The organism is Microbacterium longlingense, assembly GCF_058349825.2.
Genome location: NZ_JBYRJA020000007.1, coordinates 119,576 through 135,956 on the forward strand (window position 1 = coordinate 119,576; position 16,381 = coordinate 135,956).

General features: G+C 68.9%; 15 protein-coding genes and 3 riboswitches. Of the genes, 3 read left to right on the forward strand and 12 right to left on the reverse strand.

The genetic code is table 11. The features are described 5' to 3' along the window. Nucleotides 1-12: 12 nt before the first annotated feature. The 8 genes from AC3RXY_RS11640 to AC3RXY_RS11675 all read right to left on the reverse strand — a co-directional run bounded on the left by AC3RXY_RS11640 (nt 13) and on the right by AC3RXY_RS11675 (nt 7,698). Nucleotides 13-1,656, reverse strand: coding sequence for a thiamine pyrophosphate-dependent enzyme (locus AC3RXY_RS11640; protein ID WP_491511093.1), 1,644 nt, complete (start codon nt 1,654-1,656; stop codon nt 13-15). After that, a complete protein-coding gene (locus AC3RXY_RS11645) occupies nt 1,653-2,204 on the reverse strand; it encodes an NAD(P)H-dependent oxidoreductase (RefSeq protein ID WP_491511094.1) in 552 nt (183 codons plus the stop codon). The genes AC3RXY_RS11640 and AC3RXY_RS11645 overlap by 4 nt, the downstream gene beginning before the upstream one ends. Before the next feature lie 17 nt (nt 2,205-2,221). Continuing rightward, nucleotides 2,222-3,067, reverse strand: a complete 846-nt coding sequence (locus AC3RXY_RS11650) for a carbon-nitrogen family hydrolase (protein WP_491511095.1) — start codon at nt 3,065-3,067, stop codon at nt 2,222-2,224. A gap of 45 nt (nt 3,068-3,112) precedes the next feature. Beyond that, nucleotides 3,113-3,679, reverse strand: coding sequence for a flavin reductase family protein (locus AC3RXY_RS11655; protein ID WP_491511096.1), 567 nt, complete (start codon nt 3,677-3,679; stop codon nt 3,113-3,115). A 155-nt stretch (nt 3,680-3,834) separates the two neighbouring features. Then, nucleotides 3,835-4,923, reverse strand: coding sequence for an LLM class flavin-dependent oxidoreductase (locus AC3RXY_RS11660; RefSeq protein ID WP_491511097.1), 1,089 nt, complete (start codon nt 4,921-4,923; stop codon nt 3,835-3,837). 74 nt (nt 4,924-4,997) lie between these two features. Then, entirely contained in the window at nt 4,998-6,350 is a 1,353-nt protein-coding gene (locus AC3RXY_RS11665; protein WP_491511098.1) for a purine-cytosine permease family protein, read from the reverse strand. Nucleotides 6,351-6,479: 129 nt separating this feature from the next. Beyond that, nucleotides 6,480-7,397, reverse strand: coding sequence for a cyclase family protein (locus AC3RXY_RS11670; RefSeq protein ID WP_491511099.1), 918 nt, complete (start codon nt 7,395-7,397; stop codon nt 6,480-6,482). A gap of 1 nt (nt 7,398) precedes the next feature. Beyond that, nucleotides 7,399-7,698, reverse strand: coding sequence for a Dabb family protein (locus AC3RXY_RS11675; protein ID WP_491511100.1), 300 nt, complete (start codon nt 7,696-7,698; stop codon nt 7,399-7,401). A gap of 149 nt (nt 7,699-7,847) precedes the next feature. On the opposite strand from AC3RXY_RS11675, the gene AC3RXY_RS11680 reads away from it, so the two are divergent. Beyond that, on the forward strand, nt 7,848-8,741 hold the full coding sequence (locus AC3RXY_RS11680; protein WP_491511101.1) for a LysR family transcriptional regulator: 894 nt from the start codon (nt 7,848-7,850) through the stop codon (nt 8,739-8,741). Nucleotides 8,742-8,771: 30 nt separating this feature from the next. On the opposite strand, the gene AC3RXY_RS11685 is transcribed toward AC3RXY_RS11680, so the two are convergent. The 4 genes from AC3RXY_RS11685 to AC3RXY_RS11700 form a co-directional block, all read right to left on the reverse strand. Further along, nucleotides 8,772-9,389, reverse strand: coding sequence for a TetR/AcrR family transcriptional regulator (locus tag AC3RXY_RS11685; protein WP_491511102.1), 618 nt, complete (start codon nt 9,387-9,389; stop codon nt 8,772-8,774). Nucleotides 9,390-9,503: 114 nt separating this feature from the next. After that, complete coding sequence (locus tag AC3RXY_RS11690) at nt 9,504-10,967, reverse strand: amidohydrolase (protein ID WP_491511103.1); 1,464 nt, start codon at nt 10,965-10,967, stop codon at nt 9,504-9,506. 28 nt (nt 10,968-10,995) lie between these two features. Next, on the reverse strand, nt 10,996-11,730 hold the full coding sequence (locus tag AC3RXY_RS11695) for a hypothetical protein (protein WP_491511104.1): 735 nt from the start codon (nt 11,728-11,730) through the stop codon (nt 10,996-10,998). Nucleotides 11,731-11,758: 28 nt separating this feature from the next. Further along, nucleotides 11,759-12,520: a DUF5058 family protein gene (locus tag AC3RXY_RS11700; protein WP_491511105.1), complete on the reverse strand. Its 762-nt coding sequence runs from the start codon at nt 12,518-12,520 to the stop codon at nt 11,759-11,761. 143 nt (nt 12,521-12,663) lie between these two features. Further along, nucleotides 12,664-12,751: riboswitch (glycine riboswitch) on the reverse strand. 697 nt (nt 12,752-13,448) lie between these two features. Continuing rightward, a riboswitch (glycine riboswitch) is annotated at nt 13,449-13,538 on the forward strand. Further along, nucleotides 13,539-13,632: riboswitch (glycine riboswitch) on the forward strand. It abuts the riboswitch before it with no gap. A 43-nt stretch (nt 13,633-13,675) separates the two neighbouring features. On the opposite strand from AC3RXY_RS11700, the gene glyA reads away from it, so the two are divergent. Together glyA and AC3RXY_RS11710 are read left to right on the forward strand one after the other, a co-directional pair. Then, on the forward strand, nt 13,676-15,010 hold the full coding sequence (gene glyA / locus AC3RXY_RS11705) for a serine hydroxymethyltransferase (RefSeq protein WP_491511106.1): 1,335 nt from the start codon (nt 13,676-13,678) through the stop codon (nt 15,008-15,010). Beyond that, entirely contained in the window at nt 15,007-16,374 is a 1,368-nt protein-coding gene (locus AC3RXY_RS11710) for an L-serine ammonia-lyase (RefSeq protein ID WP_491511107.1), read from the forward strand. Before glyA ends, AC3RXY_RS11710 begins: the two co-directional genes overlap by 4 nt. Nucleotides 16,375-16,381 lie beyond the last annotated feature (7 nt).

Sequence of the window (16,381 nt, forward strand, 5' to 3'; positions counted from 1 at the left end):
TGCCGGGATCGGTCAGCTGTACGCCTGCGTCCGCTGCTCGACGACGAGGTGGACCAGCGCGAACATCCCCTGTCCCGGAGCGGCGAGCGCCTCGTCCAGTGCGGCAGGGATCTCGGCGTCCCGCGTCACGCGGATGCCGACTCCCCCGGAGGCGCTGGCCATCCCCGCGAAGTCGGGGTTGACCAGCTGGGTTCCCGAGATCCGTCCGGGGTGGTGGCGCTCCTGATGACTTCGAATGGTCCCGTACTCCTGGTTGTCCATGACGATGATCACCGGGGTCGCACCGTACTGACGAGCGGTCGCAAGCTCTTGCCCGTTCATCAGGAACTCGCCGTCGCCCGCGACCGTGACCACCTGCCGGCCGGGGTGCCGCAGCGACGCCGTCACCGCGCCGGGGATCGAGTACCCCATGGATCCGTTCCCGGCGCTGACCATGGCCGGGTAGTGCCGGGTCGGGAAGTAGCGGTGCACCCAGTTGGTGTGCTCGCCGGCGCCGAAGGTGACGATCGCGTCGGGCTCGAGGCGCGGCACGAGGTTGGCCATGAGCGTGTCCATCGACGCGATGCCCGCCCCGGGCTCCCGCGGCGGGAGGGCGCTGAACTGCTCCTGCTCCGCACGCATGCGCGCGGTCCACCGCGCCCACCGGGATCTCGGCTCGATCCCGAGCCCCCGCAGGTCGCGCACGAACGCGGCCGGCTTCGCGAGGATGTGATGCGACACCGCACCGGAGCGGCCGCGGAGCTCGGGGTCCATCGAGACCAGGATGTTCTCGCGCGCCCACCCTTGACGCGCGATGTACCCATTGGTGACGACGTCGCCGGGAAGAGTGCCGACGAAAAGCAGCAGGTCGGTCTCCTCGAACAGGTCGAAGGTGGGCTTGGGGCGTCCGTACCCGATCGGCCCGACGTAGGAGGGTGAGTCGAACCCGACGATCCCCTCTGTCCGCCACTCACTGGCCGCGGCGATCCCGCGCTCTTCGAGCCAGGCGGTCAGATTCCGGCTGGCCGCCGTTGTCCAGTCGTTGCCCCCCGTGACGAACAGGGGCTTCTCCGACCGGTTCAGCGCGTCGACCAGCGTCGCGGCGTCGCCCGCGGATATCCCTCCGGACGCGACGGGGATCCGCGGGTGCCGCACGGCGGGGACCTCTTCGCGGATGATGTCCTCGGGGAGCCCGACCACCACCGGGCCGGGACGCCCCGATGTGGCGACGAAGATCGCCTCGGCGACCGTCGCGGCAGCACGGTCGGCAGAGTCCAGGACCAGTACGCGCTTGACCCCCGAGTCGAACCAGGATCGTATGTCGAACTCCTGGAACGCCTCCCGGTCGCGATGCGCCATCGGGATGAGACCGACGAACAGGATGAGCGGGGTGGAGTCCTGCCAAGCGGCGTGCACACCCACCAGCGCGTTCGCCGCGCCAGGGCCGCGCGTGACCATCGCGACGCCGGGCAGCTGCCCGAGCTTGCCCTCGGCTTCGGCCATGTAGGCCGCACCGCCCTCGTGCCGGCACACCACCGTGTCGATCGTCGAATCGTGGAGGCCGTCGAGAACCTCCAGGTAGCTCTCACCGGGCACCACGTAGACGCGCGGGATCCCGTGGTCTTCCAGGGTGCGGACGATCGCGTGCCCTGCCGTCTCCTGCGCGACACCGGTCACCGCTGCGCCCCGCTCACGCAGGAGCTGATCACCGGCACGGCCGCGTCCACAGCGGCGACGATGCGCGCGCGGAGAGCGTCGGTCGCACGGTGGTCGACCACGTCGGCGTTCTCCGCGAACACGCCCACCGGGAGGGAAACAGCCCGGAAGAAGGCGAACAGCGGGCGCAGCTGATGGTCGACGGCGAGCGAATGCGTCATGTTGCCGCCGATGGCCGTGAGGAGGACGGGGGTTCCCTCCAGCGCATCCTGGCCGACGAGGTCGAAGAAGTGCTTGAACATCCCGGTGTACGTGGCGCGGTAGAGCGGGGTCGTGACGACGAGCACGTCGCTCGCTTCGACATCGTCGATCGCCGCGGCCGCCCGCGGCCCGAGCTCGCTGCGCCGGAGCGCACCACCCAGCTCCGGGGCGATCTCGCTGAGGAGGATCCGGCGCGGTGCGAGAACGAATCGGCGCCCCAGTTCTTCGACGACGGCATCGAGGAGCGCGGTGGTACGGGAGGGCTCATGCGGGCTGGCGGAGAGCGCCACCAGGTTGAGCGCTGTCATGGGCGGTTCCTCCTCAATCACAGTCGGCGGTCGGCGAGCGCCGGAAAAGCACGCCGGTAGGCGTGCAGGTCGGCCAGGTCGATGTCGACGGCAAGCACCTCGTCACCGGAGCCGGCCTGTGCCAGCACCTCGCCCCGTGGCGAGACGATCTGGCTGTGACCGCCCAGCGTCACGCCGCCGTGGGTGCCACCGGTGTTGCACTGCACCACGAAGGCCTGATTCTCGATCGCGCGGGCGCGGCCGAGGACCTGCCAGTGCTCGCGGCGCGCAGCCGGCCACGCGGCGGGAATCGTGAAGAGCGTGGCACCGGCGCTCGTGAGTTCCCGGAAGAGCTCCGGGAAGCGCAGGTCGTAACAGGTGGCGAGCCCGAGCACGACCGGGCCACCGGGACGGTCGAGGGTCGCGGTCGTCACCTCGGTGCCGGCGTCGATGAGTGTGGGCTCGCCCTCCCCGAAACCGAAGGGATGGATCTTGCGGTACTCCGCGACGCGCGTGCCGGCCGGCCCCAGCACGACAGCCGTGTTCCACAGGCCGCGGCCGCCAGCCCGGTGGGGTGGGCCGCCATCGCCGTCCTCCGCGCGCTCGATGATCGAGCCGATGTGCACCACCGCGCCGGCCGTGCGCGCGGCATCGGCGAGGGCCGTGATGGTCGGCCCTCTCAGGGTCTCGGCGCGCTCCCGCCACGCGGAGAAGAAGAAGTACCCTGGCGCCCAGAGCTCTGGCAGGACGATGAGGTCGGCGCCGCGCTGATCGGCGACGAGTTCCGTGACGCGGTGCAGGCGGTCGGTGACCGATTCATCGTCGTCGTACGCGACCTGTATCGCGCGGACGTTGACGGAAGTGCGATGGTTCGCGGGGGTCATGGGGATCGTTCCGTTTCGACGGGGCGGAAGGCGAGGCTGATCACGTCACTCGGCGAGGGATCGGTCGCTGATGGCGTGCCACGCACGGTTGTGGTAGACGAGCGGACGCCCGTCACGGTTCTGCTCGTGGGTTCCCTGGGCACCGGATTCCAGCGCGTGGACGATGACGATCGTCGACGCCCCGACGGTGACCTGGTGGATGATGCGCCCGCGGATCCACGACTTGGCGGTGTGGAACAGCGGCTCGCCGGAGGGCAGCCGTGTCCATTGGCCGGTGTCGGCGAAGCGGTCGACGCCGCTGGTGGCGCCCAGCTTGGCCAAGTGCAGCTGATCGGCGCCGAGCAGGTGCACCACGACCGTCTCGCTGTTGCGGATCACGGGCGTGGCCGACGACAGCGCCGACAGCGAGAACATCAGCAGGGCGGGATCGGCGCTGAGCGAGCTCACCGATGTGGCCGTCATCGCCACCGGCCGTGTGCCGTCGTCGGCGGTGAGGAGAGCGACCCCCGCCGGGTAGTTGCGGAAGAGGTCTTTGAAGATCTCCGGGCTGAGTCCGTCTGCGACCTCGACGGTCGACAGGGAGAGGGTCTCTTCGGTCGCGTACTGAGTCATTTCGATGTCCTGGGGGCTGGGGTCGAGCCGGCGGGCCCGGCACGGCGAAGGTCGGCACGGTCGTCCGGCGCCGCCCATCGGGGCGGCGGCGGAACGGGATCCGGGCGGTGCGACCGGTGGGGGTGCCGGTCACACCGCCGCGGGGCGTCCGCTGGTCATGCGGACGGGAGAGCGGCCAGCTTCTCGTGGATCAGCGGCAGCACCCTCTCGCCGAATACACGGATGTCCGGCACGTAGTCGACGAAGGTCATGAGCACGCCCGCGACGCCGGTGTCGCGCTGCAGGGTCGCGATCTGCTCTGCGACGTTCTCGTAGGATCCGTGGATCACCGGGAAGCTCATGAAGGTGAGGTTCCCTTCTTCCGCCGGCGCGGTGAGCCCGTTGACGAAGTGCGCGCTGGTCCCTCCGGTCTGCGGGTCGAGAGACGCACTGCCGGCGACGTTGCGCAGCGCCTCGACGTCCTGGCCGGCGACGATGCTCTGCGTTTTCGCGAGCGCCTCCTCGTCCGTCTCGGCGGCGATGATGGTGAACAGCGCGTAGGTGCCGACGGTGCGGCCGACCTTCTCCGCCTCTTCGAGCATGGGCCGGGTGATCGTCGGCAGCAGTTCGCGGTCGCCGAAGACGAAGTTGTAGTCGCCGTAGTGGGCCGTATAGACCTGGCCCTTCGTGGACTGGCCGGCCGTGACGATCGGAAGCTCGCGCCCCGAGCTGGGGAAGCAGGTGGCGTCGTCGATGTCGAAGAACTCGCCGGCGAACGTCACACGACCGTCACGCCAGAGCCCCCGCATGATCTGCACATACTCGGCCGCATAGTCGTAGCGACGCTCATAGTATTCGTCGCCAGGCCAGAGGCCCATCGGGTCGTACTCCGGCCGGTTCCATCCCGTGACGAGGTTGACGCCCCCGCGACCCTGGGCGATCTCATCGAAGGTCGCGAGCTGGCGGGCGGCGATCACCGGCGGGATGCCGAGGATCGGGACGGTGGCGAAGACATCGATCTTGCTGGTCTCGGCGGCGATGCCGGTGGCGAGGATGATCGAATCGAGGCATCCGTCCCAGTAGCCGGTGGTGCCTCCGAAACCGCGGTACTTGATCATGGAGAGCACGAAGTCCAGGCCGATGCTCTCGACCTCCTTCGCGATGGCGAGGCAGTGCTCATAGGTGGGCTCGTACTGCGGCGCGTTCTCCGAGATGATGTACCCGTTTTGGCCGTTGGGGAGGAATACTCCGAGTTTCAGGCTCATTCTGTTCTCTCTTTCGGTGCAGTGACGCTCGACGCCGGTCAGGCCATCGAACCTCACGAATGTTCGGTGTTCGGTCAGGCGATCGCGGCCTCGTCGGCGCGCGGTGCCGACGCGGTGCGAACGGAGGAGGGGACCAGGGCAGACGGATAGCGGGACAGCGGCCGCAGGGCGGCGTACATTCCGCTCGCCACGATCACCGTGGCGATGGGGCCCCAGGTCGCACCCCAGGGGAAGGCGCTGGTGAGGAAGATGCCGATGGCGGTGGCCACCACCCACGCCACCAGGCCTGGCACATACACCCGCCGGTAGCGGTCATCGGCCAGGAGGCCGCTCTCGCCCGAGGAACGGGTCAGCAGGATATGGGTGAGCGCGATCGCCACCCACCCGCTGACCAGAACACCCTGCCAGGCCAGCGCGATGAGGAGGTACTGGATGACCGGGAGCAGCATCAGCGCGAAGATGATCGCGGAGGACAGCAGCACCCACACGAAAGCCGGCAGCCGCACCCGGAACAGCCGCTGACCGAACTCCTGGAGGTTCGCGGCGCCGATGTAATAGTTGGCGGTGTTGATGCGGGTCTGGAAGACCAGGATGATCAGCAGGCCGATCGGGCCCATGAGCGCGACAAGACCACCCGACAGCCCGGTCTCAGAGACCTCGAGCCCCGGGATCGTGAAGGTCAGGAAGATGCCGACGAGCGCGTTGACGCCGTAGGTGAGGATCCAGAAGGGCCAGGTGAAGGTGTACCGGGAGTGGAAGGAGATGTCCGCCCGCTTGCCGAGCGCTGCGTAGTCCATCACGTACATCATCAGGACCCAGACACCGAGGTACGCCGAGAATGTCGCCAGCCAGCCCGGGCCGCCCGCAGCGAGGGGCAGCGCGGGAACATCGTGGGTGAGCCAGTTGCCGGTGAACCCGTGTTGCACCCCGGCCCAGACGACCATCACGACGAGGCCGATCAGATAGAGCGGCAGCAGCCACCCGTTGAGCTTGTCGAGGAAACGACGCACGCCCCCGAGGACGAGCGGGGTGGAGTAGCCCACGACGACCAGGCTCCAGACCCACTTCTCGCCGCCGAACGCGGTCTGGAAGGCGTGCACGACGATCTCGCCCTCGAAGACGGCGTAGTAGATCGCCGTCAACGCGAGGATCACCGCGGCGATCACGGTGCCGGCGTTGCCGAGGATGGTGCGGGAGAACCGGGCCACGGTCGCGCGGTTGGTGATGGAATGCCGGGCGAGCACCCGGTTGATCAGGCTGTAGACGACGATCGTCAGCGCGAGCCCGATGAGGGCGTCCCTGGTGCCGAACGCGACGGCCATCGCCGCGCCGATATAGAGCATGAACATGGCGCTGGCGATGCCGTAGAACGCCATGAACAACGACCATCGGCCCATCTGGTCGTCGTCGGTATCTCGGGGTTCCATGGGCTTCTCCTTTGAAACGTGGAACAGGTGAGGGGAGGGGAACAGGTGACACGAATGCGGGTGGGGCCGAATGAGCGGCACCCCCTGTGGTGCGTCGCGCCGGCGCCGCCCTGGCGCCGGCGCGACGGGTCAGCGCAGCGGCAGGGCGACCGGTCGGATGGGGGCGCCGGTGGCACCCTTCAGCCGGATCGGCGCGGCCATGACGCAGAACTCGTTCACGTCATCGGCGGAGAGCTCCTCGAGGTTGAGCAGCTCGATCATCGGCACGCCCGCCTCGGCGAGGAAGTGACAGTGACCGGGGAGCCAGTTGTCCTCGTGCTGGCTCGGCCCGACCTCGACGCACTCCTGATCGGCGCCGATGACGCTGATCCCCTGTGCTGTGAGCCACCGCGCAGCATCGAGACCGAGTCCCGGAGGGTTACCGAGCGTTCGCGATCCGTCCGGCCAGAACGCCATCCGACCGGTGCGGACGAAGACGACGTCGCCTTCGCCGATGCTCAGGCCGGTGCGCGCGAGCTCCTGCTGAATATCGGCGACGGTGATCGCATAGGAGTCCTCGAGGCACGTCACCCCCTTGAGCTTGGCGATGTCGAGCATGACGGCGCGGGCGATGATCGGGGGGATGACATCCACGCCGCCCTTGGTCCAGTTCCGGCTGCCGAGGTTGTCCTGCACGCTGAAACCGTTGTAGATGCGGCCGTCGACACCGAAGTGGTTGAGGGCGTCGATGTGGGTCCCGGTGTGCGTGTAGAGGAAGACCACGTCGCCCGAGTAGCAGACGTGCCGGTTGACCTGCTCCCCCGCGCCGTTCAGGTTGTCGACGACGGTGCCGTCCGGGGTGTGGCTCATGAAGATCTGGTACGAGGGGTCACCCGCTGCCTGGAAGCTGGGCATGCCGACGAAGTAGTCGACGCTGAGGTCGTACGTCCGCGAGCCATCGACCCTGGCCAGGATCTCCGCGGGCGACGTGCGGGCGAGCAGGTTGAGCGCACCGAGCTCGTCGTCGGGACCGAACGGGCTCTCCCCGATCCGGATGTCCGCGCGCACGTCAGGCCTCCGCCCGGACGAAGTCCACGACGGCCCGGCTGCGGACGCGGGGGAGGAGCTGCTGCACGATCTCCTCGTGGAAGGGGTCGGTGGAGTAGGCCTCCAGGTCCTCCCAGGTCGCGAAGTCGGTGATGAGCACGCCGTCCCACGGGTCGCCGTTGTCGTTCGGCTCGCCGACGTGACCCCCGAGCTCCCAGCTGCGGATCATCGGAAGACGCTCAGAGAGCTGGGAGAGAAGGTCGAGGATGTTCTGCGTGTCGCGCGGCTCTGCCGCCTGCCACATAAAGACGTGCCTGATCATCGTTGATCCCATCTGTCGTCTGGGCCGCCGGGGCCGCTGGGGGTGCGTCTCATCGGAGAGCACCGGGTGTTGACACCATTCTGAAAGTGCGGCATTCATACGTCCAACACATGGTTGTGCTCACACTCATCACCGAGGATGATTGATGCATGGACCTGCAGCAGCTTCGCTATGTCGTCGCGGTCGCCGAAGAGGGCAATTTCACGCGCGCCGCTGCCCGCTGCTATGTCGCGCAGTCCGGGCTGAGCCATCAGATCAAGAGCCTGGAGGACGAGCTCGGGGTCGCCCTGTTCAACCGCACCAGTCGCCGCGTCGAGCTGTCGCCCGCCGGAGTGGCGTTCCTCGATCATGCGCGGGCGGCGCTGAAAGCCGTCGACCGCGCCGCTGCCGATGCGGCGGCGGCGGCCGGACTGATCCGGGGCCGCCTGAGCGTGGGCGTCATTCCCACGGTCACGGCCGTCGATGTGTCGGGGGCACTCAAGGCCTTCCGCCAAGCCCACCCGAACGTGCACATCGCCCTGCAGGTGGCGGGCAGCGATGAGCTCGAGCAAGCGATCGGCCGCGGCGACGTCGACGTCGCCCTGCTCGGCCTCCCGGAGAACCGCAAGCCGCGCGGGGTGACGTCCCACCACCTGGGTTCGGACCGGCTCGTCGCCATCGTCAGCCAGGAGCACGCGCTCGCCCGCCATGCCGAGGTGACCCTGCACGACCTGGCTCAGGAGACGTTCGCCGATTTCCCCGCCGGCACACCGGCACGCGCCGAGAGCGATCTCGCGTTCGCCGCGGCCGGCATCCATCGGGAGGTGGCGTTCGAGTCCATGGCCACCGGGCTCACGATCGACCTGATCCGCCAGAACCTGGCCGTGGCCCTGCTTCCCTCGCGATACGCGCCGCACAACCCCTCGCTCGCCCGCATCCCGATCAGCGACGGGCCCTCGCGTTCGGAGTATCTCGCGTGGAGCACGTTCCACCCCAGCCCGGCGGCGGCAGCCTTCATCGACATCATTCTCGGGAAGGGAGCCCGCCGAGACGCGGACGCCTGACCGCGGAACCCGGCGGGACGCCCCGCAACCTCACCCCCGAAAGTCGACCGGGCTCGCGGCGACGAGGTCACGGGCCAGCTCGGCCGCAGGCCGGTGAGGCTCCTCCCGCAACCACCAGGAGATCACTCCGGCCATGCCGGCCGCGGTGTAACGCGCGGTCAGCTCCGGGTCGCCTTCCAGGTTGTCCCTGGCCCGCAGCGCACGCAACGCCGTGACAGCGAGGGCGTCTTCGAGAGCGCGGAGAAAGTCTCGGTCATGGGCGAGCAGCTCGCCGTACACGTCACGGCGATCCGCGATGAAGGTGATCATCTCCCGGAAGGCATTCTCATTGACGGCACGTTTCGAGTCGCCATCGCGCACCGCGGATCGCGCGAGCGATCCCGCCATCTCGATGACTTCGGCGAGCGCGATGATGGCGAGATCACTCATCCCGGAGAAGTGAGCGTAGAAGGAGGACCGGGTGACCCCGGCACGCCGCACCACCGCCGTCACCGTCACCCGCCCCCGGGGGCTCTCGTCGACGAGCGCCCGGTAGGCCTCCACGAGGAGGCGCCGCGTGCGCAGCACACGCGGGTCGTCGTTGCCCACTCGCCGCGCGCGCAGCTCGTCCTGCTTCTGAGCGTCGGCATCCGGGGAGTTCGCGTACACGACGCCGATCTTAGATCGGCATCATGCCAAACCGGGCCCGTGTCGTCGTCCGGATTCTCTCGGCCGCACGCAGCGGGTCCGGCCGAGAGGATCAGCGTCGGGAATCCGGGCCGGTCACGCGGGTGCGTAGCCGGGGCGCAGCGGCGGAGGAACCACGCCGGCGGGAATCGGGCAATCGTACGGGGTCTCGGCGATCACCGACGCGAACTCGGCTCGGGCGGCGGCGAGGAGCTCGGAGTCGGTGAACAGGTCTGTCGCCGTCGCCGCCATCGCGGTGGCCGCGTGGACCATGCCCTTGTGCGCGGCGGGGCTCTTACCCTGGGCGACGAACTGCCACGTGTGCGGCGGGGTCCCGACGGCGTGCGTGCCACCGATGATCTGCACGGTGGGCACCACCCAGCTGACGTCGCCCACGTCGGTGGACCCGGTCATCTGATGCCGGCGCTCCGGGTCGTTCAGCGGGCTCACCCCGTCGAAGAGCGCGGGTGCATCGTCCCCCACCCCCAGCTTGCGACGAGCAGCATCGACGGACTCCTGCGGAAGTGCCGCCTGCAGTGCACGCGCATGCACCTGATCCGCGTCATCGAAGGGAACGCCGCCGAGCTCCCGGACGTTCTGGTAGAGGGCGATCTCAAGAACGCGGTTGGGCAGCAGCTCGGCGCACGCCCCGTCGAAGACGACCTCCAGCTGGGTATCAGTCATGAGCGCCGCCCCCTCGGCGATACGCGTGACCCGGTCGAACAGCGTGCGCATCGTGGCCACGCGGGCAGAACGAACGATGTAGTAGAGCTCCGCGGTGGGCTGGACGACGTTCGCCGACGGACCTCCGGCGTCGGTGAAGGCGTAGTGGATGCGGTCGGTGTCCTCCATGTGCTCGCGGAGGAAGTTGACCCCGATGTTCATCAGCTCCGCAGCATCGAGCGCGCTGCGCCCATGCTGCGGGGCCGCACCGGCGTGCGAGGGGACGCCGCGGAAGCGGAAGTATGCCTGCGTGTAAGCGAGGCTCAGCCACTGCTCGGTCGACATGGCATCCATCGGATGCCATGTGATGGCGGCGTCGACATCCGCGAAGGCATCACCGATCACCATGAACGTCTTGCCGGCGGCACCTTCCTCGGCCGGGCAGCCGTAGTACCGCACGGTCCCCGCAACGCCGGTCGACTCGAGGTGGCGGGCCACGGCAACCGCGGCCAGCAGCGAACCAGCACCCAGCAGATTGTGGCCGCAGCCATGACCGGCGCTGGACGTGCTGCCAGGGTCTGGTGCTGGCGCGGCCGCCCCGGCCGCCTGACTGAGCCCGGCAAGCGCGTCGTACTCGCCGAGGAAGGCGATCACCGGACCGCCGGAGCCCCACTCGGCGGAGAACGCGGTGGGCACTCCGCCCACGTGCTCCGTGATGCGCGCGCCGAACTCCCGCGCGGCGGCGATCTGGCGCGCGACGGAACGGTGTTCCTCCCACCGCAGCTCCGGGTCATCCCAGATCTCGTCACTGAGACGAGTGAATCGCGGACTGAGCTCATCGACGAGCGGGGCCAGCTGCGCGACCGAACTCGCGTCTTCGACAGATGTCGTTGTCATCGTCCCTGCCTTTCTTTCCGTGCCGGCCTCATGCGGCCGGCTGGGGGTTGTCTTTCTCGGTTGTCGTCTTCGCGCCGCCGGGGAGGAAGAGCGCCAGCAAGATGGTCAGGATGACCGCGATCGCGATGCCGAACGGCGCGAGCACCGGGATGAGCGGGGTCAGGAGGAGGGTGACGGTGAGCGCCACGCCAACAGCGATGAGCAGGGTGCGCGGTTGCGGGTTGCTCGCCACCAGCTGCACGATCACAGCGCCCATGATCGCCGGGAGCACGAAGGTCTGGACGCTGGTGGTGATCTCCGGCGGGATCAGCGCGAGCAGGAGGCTGCCGAGGACTCCCACGAAGATCGCCAGGGAGAGCAGATGGGTCAGCGCCGCGCCGCAGATGGCGAGAGCCGCCGCGAGCTCACCGCGTTTCGTGCCCGGCCGGGCGTCGATGCTCGACTGCGCAACGATCGCCGCGGGGAGCAGCTTGTTCGAGATGTTGCCGATCATGAAGGCCTGGTACATGCTCGCCGGGCCCAGGATGGGAAAGTACGACAGCGGCTCGACGAACCAGATCACCCCGAAAGCCGCGGCGATCGCCAGCACGCCCGTCACGATCCATGACGGCGGAACGCCGAGCTGGAATGCGACGATTCCCGGCCCGGCGATCACGACGATCATGGCGCCGATCATCGTGATCCTCCCCCACCGCGAGGTCGTCTTGTCGAAAGCGGACCAGGCCGCTGTTGCGTCTTGCTCAGGAGCTGTGTGCGTGGTCATGAGTGTCCTCGTCTGAGTGGGGTCGCGGTCAGGCGATGCCTGCGCCGCTGACGACTATGCCGACGACGATGCCGACGATGAGCGCAAAACCGAGGCCCCACTCGCGGAGCCAGCTCTGGCCGGTCTTCTTCGCAACCCAGAGACAGATCAGCATCGTGAGAGCGCTCGCGGTCACCACCGTCGCGGCAGCGATGCCCCTCGTCAGCTGCTGGATCCCGAAGGTGGCGAACGCTCCGATGAGCGCCGCTGCGGGGATCACGGCCATCGCGGTGGCCGCTCGTCCGGTGGTCTTCGTGGCAAGCTTGCCTGTCCCCCTCTTGAGGAGAGGAGTGGCGATAAGAGTGACGATCATCCATCCGCTGCCCGCGATGCCGAGGCACAGCAGGACGGTGGCGAACACGGCCTGCGTGTAGCCCTCACCGCCGAGGGCGACACCGCGGGTATCGGCGACGATGCCGGCGCCGGCGACTTCGAACGCCGCCGATCCGATGAGACCGATGCGGGTGAGCGCGCCGGGTGTTCCGAACACGCTCAGCAGGGTGACCGCGACGAGGACGACCGCCAGCGACGGTCCGATCGAGACGACCGCACCTGCGCGGAACGAACGGCGTACGTCGTGAGGGCTCATGCCGACCGCAGGAGCGGCCTTGCGTACAGCCAGGTAGTAGATGACTGTCTGGGTGAGGATGAGGCCGAAGACGCCGACGACGGCTATCCACAGCACGGGGGAGTTGGCGACGGCGAGAATATCCGTCGAGTCCGAAACAATGGTGGCAGAAGGCAGATTCATGGGGACTCCAGAGGCGGAGATGGTCGCCACGCGGGAATGCGCAGCGAAGGTGCCTGCCCGCTCTGTCCTTGAGCCTGAGAGTGTCGCGCTTGTGACGCTTCTTCCCCTTCGGCGGGCCCCACGTCGGGCCGCTCTCCAGAGTTCCCCAGCCGCGGGTCCTGGTGCCTGAGAGATTGCGGGTACTTGCCCCTTCGGCGTCCGCTGCTGCGGAACTCTCCCCGACGGCTGTTCGACGACCGGTCGCCGCCGTGGAGCTCGGTGGCCGGTGCGAAGGGTGTTCGGTTGTGTTGCACACATTATGGACAGTGTCCGATTGCGTGTCTGTATCGATCCTGTAACAGCCGCGTTACCGATCGCCGCCCTGCGCCGGAATCTCTCAGACTCCGTGCCGAGACGAGCGGCCGCGCGTTCGACTCGGACGACGTCGTGCCCGTGCACCATCGGACGGCGACGTCACCAGGCGATACACAGAAACACTCCGCGGCCTCGAAGAGGCCTGAACGAGTGCATCGAGCCCACGGTGGCTCTCACCGTCGTCGCATGTCTCAGCCGGCGCATAAGCAATCGAAAGCTGCCGTTCTCGGCGCTCGCGCGGCCACAGCATCGATGTGCGGCGACGAGGCGTACCCGGCCATCGACCGCAAGGCGGCTGCGTTGTTCTCGCGACTCGCGCAGAACCGTCCGCTCTTCAGCGGAAACACGCGGTTGTCCCGCGCCCTGACGTTCGCCTTCCTGCACATCGGCGCGACGCGTCGCCGCCACGGACGACGAGGCCTGGGACCGTGTGCTCGCCGCTCCACGTCGCGGCGCCCCCTCCGCCCGGGGAGGGTCCACGCCGCTGCTCACCACCCGCCGGGGATTGCGGCGGCTCCCTTGACAGCGTCGGAGCTGCCTGCGTAGGCTCGCCGCGCAACCGAATACCGGGCCGCGCATCGTCTCGGGAGAACGCCGCATCGCCGGCTGCCGTAGGAGCAACCCCTCTCCGGAATCTCTCAGGCCCCCGTACCGAGACGATCAGGCCACTCTGAAAAGCGGTGCGTCGAGCACCCGCCGACGGGGCAAGCGCGAACCGCTCGCGTGAAATCTCTCAGGCCAATGACAGAGGGGGAGGAACTCACCCATATCCGCACGCCGTGCAGACCCAGGAGTTCCGCCATGTCACCCACCCCTGTTTCCACGATCGACTCTGTTTCCCCGATCGATCCCCTGACCGCGCCCCTCGCCCTCCTCGACCCGGCCGTCGCATCCGCGATCGACCGTGAGCTCGAACGTCAGCGCACCGGCCTGGAGATGATCGCGTCGGAGAACCACGCCCCCCTCGCGGTCATGCAGGCACAGGGCTCCGTCCTCACCAACAAGTACGCCGAGGGCTACCCCGGGCGCCGCTACTACGGCGGCTGCGAGTTCATCGACGAGGTCGAGACCCTGGCGATCGAGCGGGCAAAGGCCGTCTTCGGGTCGGCGTACGCGAACGTGCAACCGCACTCGGGCGCGCAGGCCAATGCGGCCGCCATGCATGCGCTCCTCACGGCGGGCGACACGATCCTCGGGCTGGACCTGGCGCACGGCGGGCACCTCACCCACGGGATGCGGCTCAACTTCAGCGGGCGTCTGTACCGCGTGGTGCCGTACCACCTGCGTGCAGACGACTTCCGTATCGACATCGACGAGGTGCGCGAGCTCGCCAGGGAGCACCGTCCCCAGCTCATCGTCGCCGGCTGGTCTGCGCACTCGCGCGTCATCGACGTGGCCGCGTTCCGCGAGATCGCCGACGAGGTGGGCGCGTTCCTGCTCGTCGACATGGCGCACTTCGCCGGACTCGTGGCGGCCGGGGTTCACCCCTCCCCCGTGCCGCACGCCCACGTGGTCACCACCACCACGCACAAGACCCTGGGTGGGCCGCGCGGCGGACTCATCCTGACCGACGATCCCGGCATCGCGAAGAAGATCAACTCCGCTGTCTTCCCGGGCCAGCAGGGCGGCCCCCTCGAGCACGTCATCGCGGCCAAGGCGGTTGCGCTCGGGGTCGCCGCGACAGACGACTTCCGCGAACGACAGGTCCGCACGGTCGACGGGGCCAGGGCGCTGGCCGCACGGCTCACCGAGCCCGACTGCGCAGCCGCCGGGATCTCGGTGGTCGGCGGGGGGACAGACGTGCACCTGGTGCTCGTCGATCTCCGCGCGTGCGTCCTCGACGGGCAGCAGGCCGAGGACAGGCTCGCCAGCGTCGGCATCACCGTCAACCGCAATGCGGTTCCGAACGACCCCCGGCCCCCGATGGTCACCAGTGGCCTGCGCATCGGCACGCCCGCCCTCGCGACGCGCGGATTCGGCGAAGCGGCCTTCCAGGAGGTCGCAGACGTCATCGCCCGCGCCCTCATCGCCGCGGACGGCGACGACCTCACCCCGCTGCGCGCCCGCGTCGACGCGCTTGCCGCGGCGCATCCGCTCTACCCCGGGCTCGCGCCGTTCTCGGCGACGAGCGCATGAACGTCGGTGTCTTCGACCTGTTCACCGTCGGCATCGGGCCGTCCAGTTCCCACACGGTGGGCCCGATGCGGGCTGCCGCCGACTTCATCGCACGCATCGACGCCCACGAGGCCGACACGATCGAGGTAGCCCTGTACGGCTCGCTCGCGGCGACCGGACGCGGACACGGCACGCTGACCGCGGTGCTGCTCGGCCTGGAGGGGTGGCGCCCCGAGACGGTGCTGCCCGCGCAGGTCGAGTCCCGCCGCGCGGCGTTCGAGAATCACGAGGGGCTGCTCCTGGGCGGAGTCCGCACGATCGCGTTCTCAGAGGACGACATTCGGCTCGATCCCTTCACCGAGCTGCCGGGGCACAGCAACGGCATGCGGTTGCGCGCCCTACGGGCGGACGGCACGGTTCTCGACGAGGCCGTCTACTACTCCACCGGCGGAGGATTCGTGACCCGCGAGGGCGACACCGCGCAGGCGGCCGCCACCGCAGCCCCGACCCCGTACCCGTTCGAGACAGCGGCCGAGCTGCTGGCGCACTGCGATCGCCTGGATGCTCCGATCTCGGAGGTCATGCTCCGCAACGAGACCGCAGCGCGCGACCCGGAGGACGTGCGTAGCGGCATCCTCCACCTCCGCGACGTCATGGTGGACTGCGTCGCACGCAGCGTCCGTCGTGACGGCGTGCTGCCCGGCGGCCTGCGCGTGCGCCGGCGCGCGCCGGAGTGGCACGCGCGACTCCTCGCACAGGACCCGGACGGCAGCGACCCGGCCCTCTGGCAGGAGTGGGTGAATCTGGTCGCGCTCGCCGTCAACGAGGAGAACGCCTCGGGGGGTCGCGTCGTCACGGCCCCGACGAACGGTGCTGCCGGCATCGTCCCCGCGGTGCTGCACTACGCCACGCGCTACACCCCGCAGGGCCAGCGGCTCGGCGCGGATGCGGTGACGGTTCCCTTCCTGCTCACCGCGGCGGCGGTCGGGGTGCTCTTCAAGGCGCGCGCGTCCATCTCCGGCGCAGAGGTCGGCTGTCAGGGCGAGGTCGGATCTGCCTCGTCCATGGCCGCGGCGGGGCTCGCCGAGGTGCTGGGCGGCACGCCCCGTCAGGTCGAGAACGCCGCCGAGATCGCGATGGAGCACAACCTCGGGCTCACGTGCGATCCCATCGGCGGCCTCGTTCAGATCCCCTGCATCGAGCGCAACGCGATCGCGGCGGCGAAGGCCGTGAACGCCGCAAAGATGGCGCTGTGGGGAGACGGCTCACACCGCGTCTCCCTGGACGATGTGATCGCGACGATGCGCGAGACCGGTCGCGATATGAGCAGCAAGTACAAGGAGACGGCGATGGGCGGCCTCGCCGTCAACGTCGTGGAGTGCTGAGGGATGC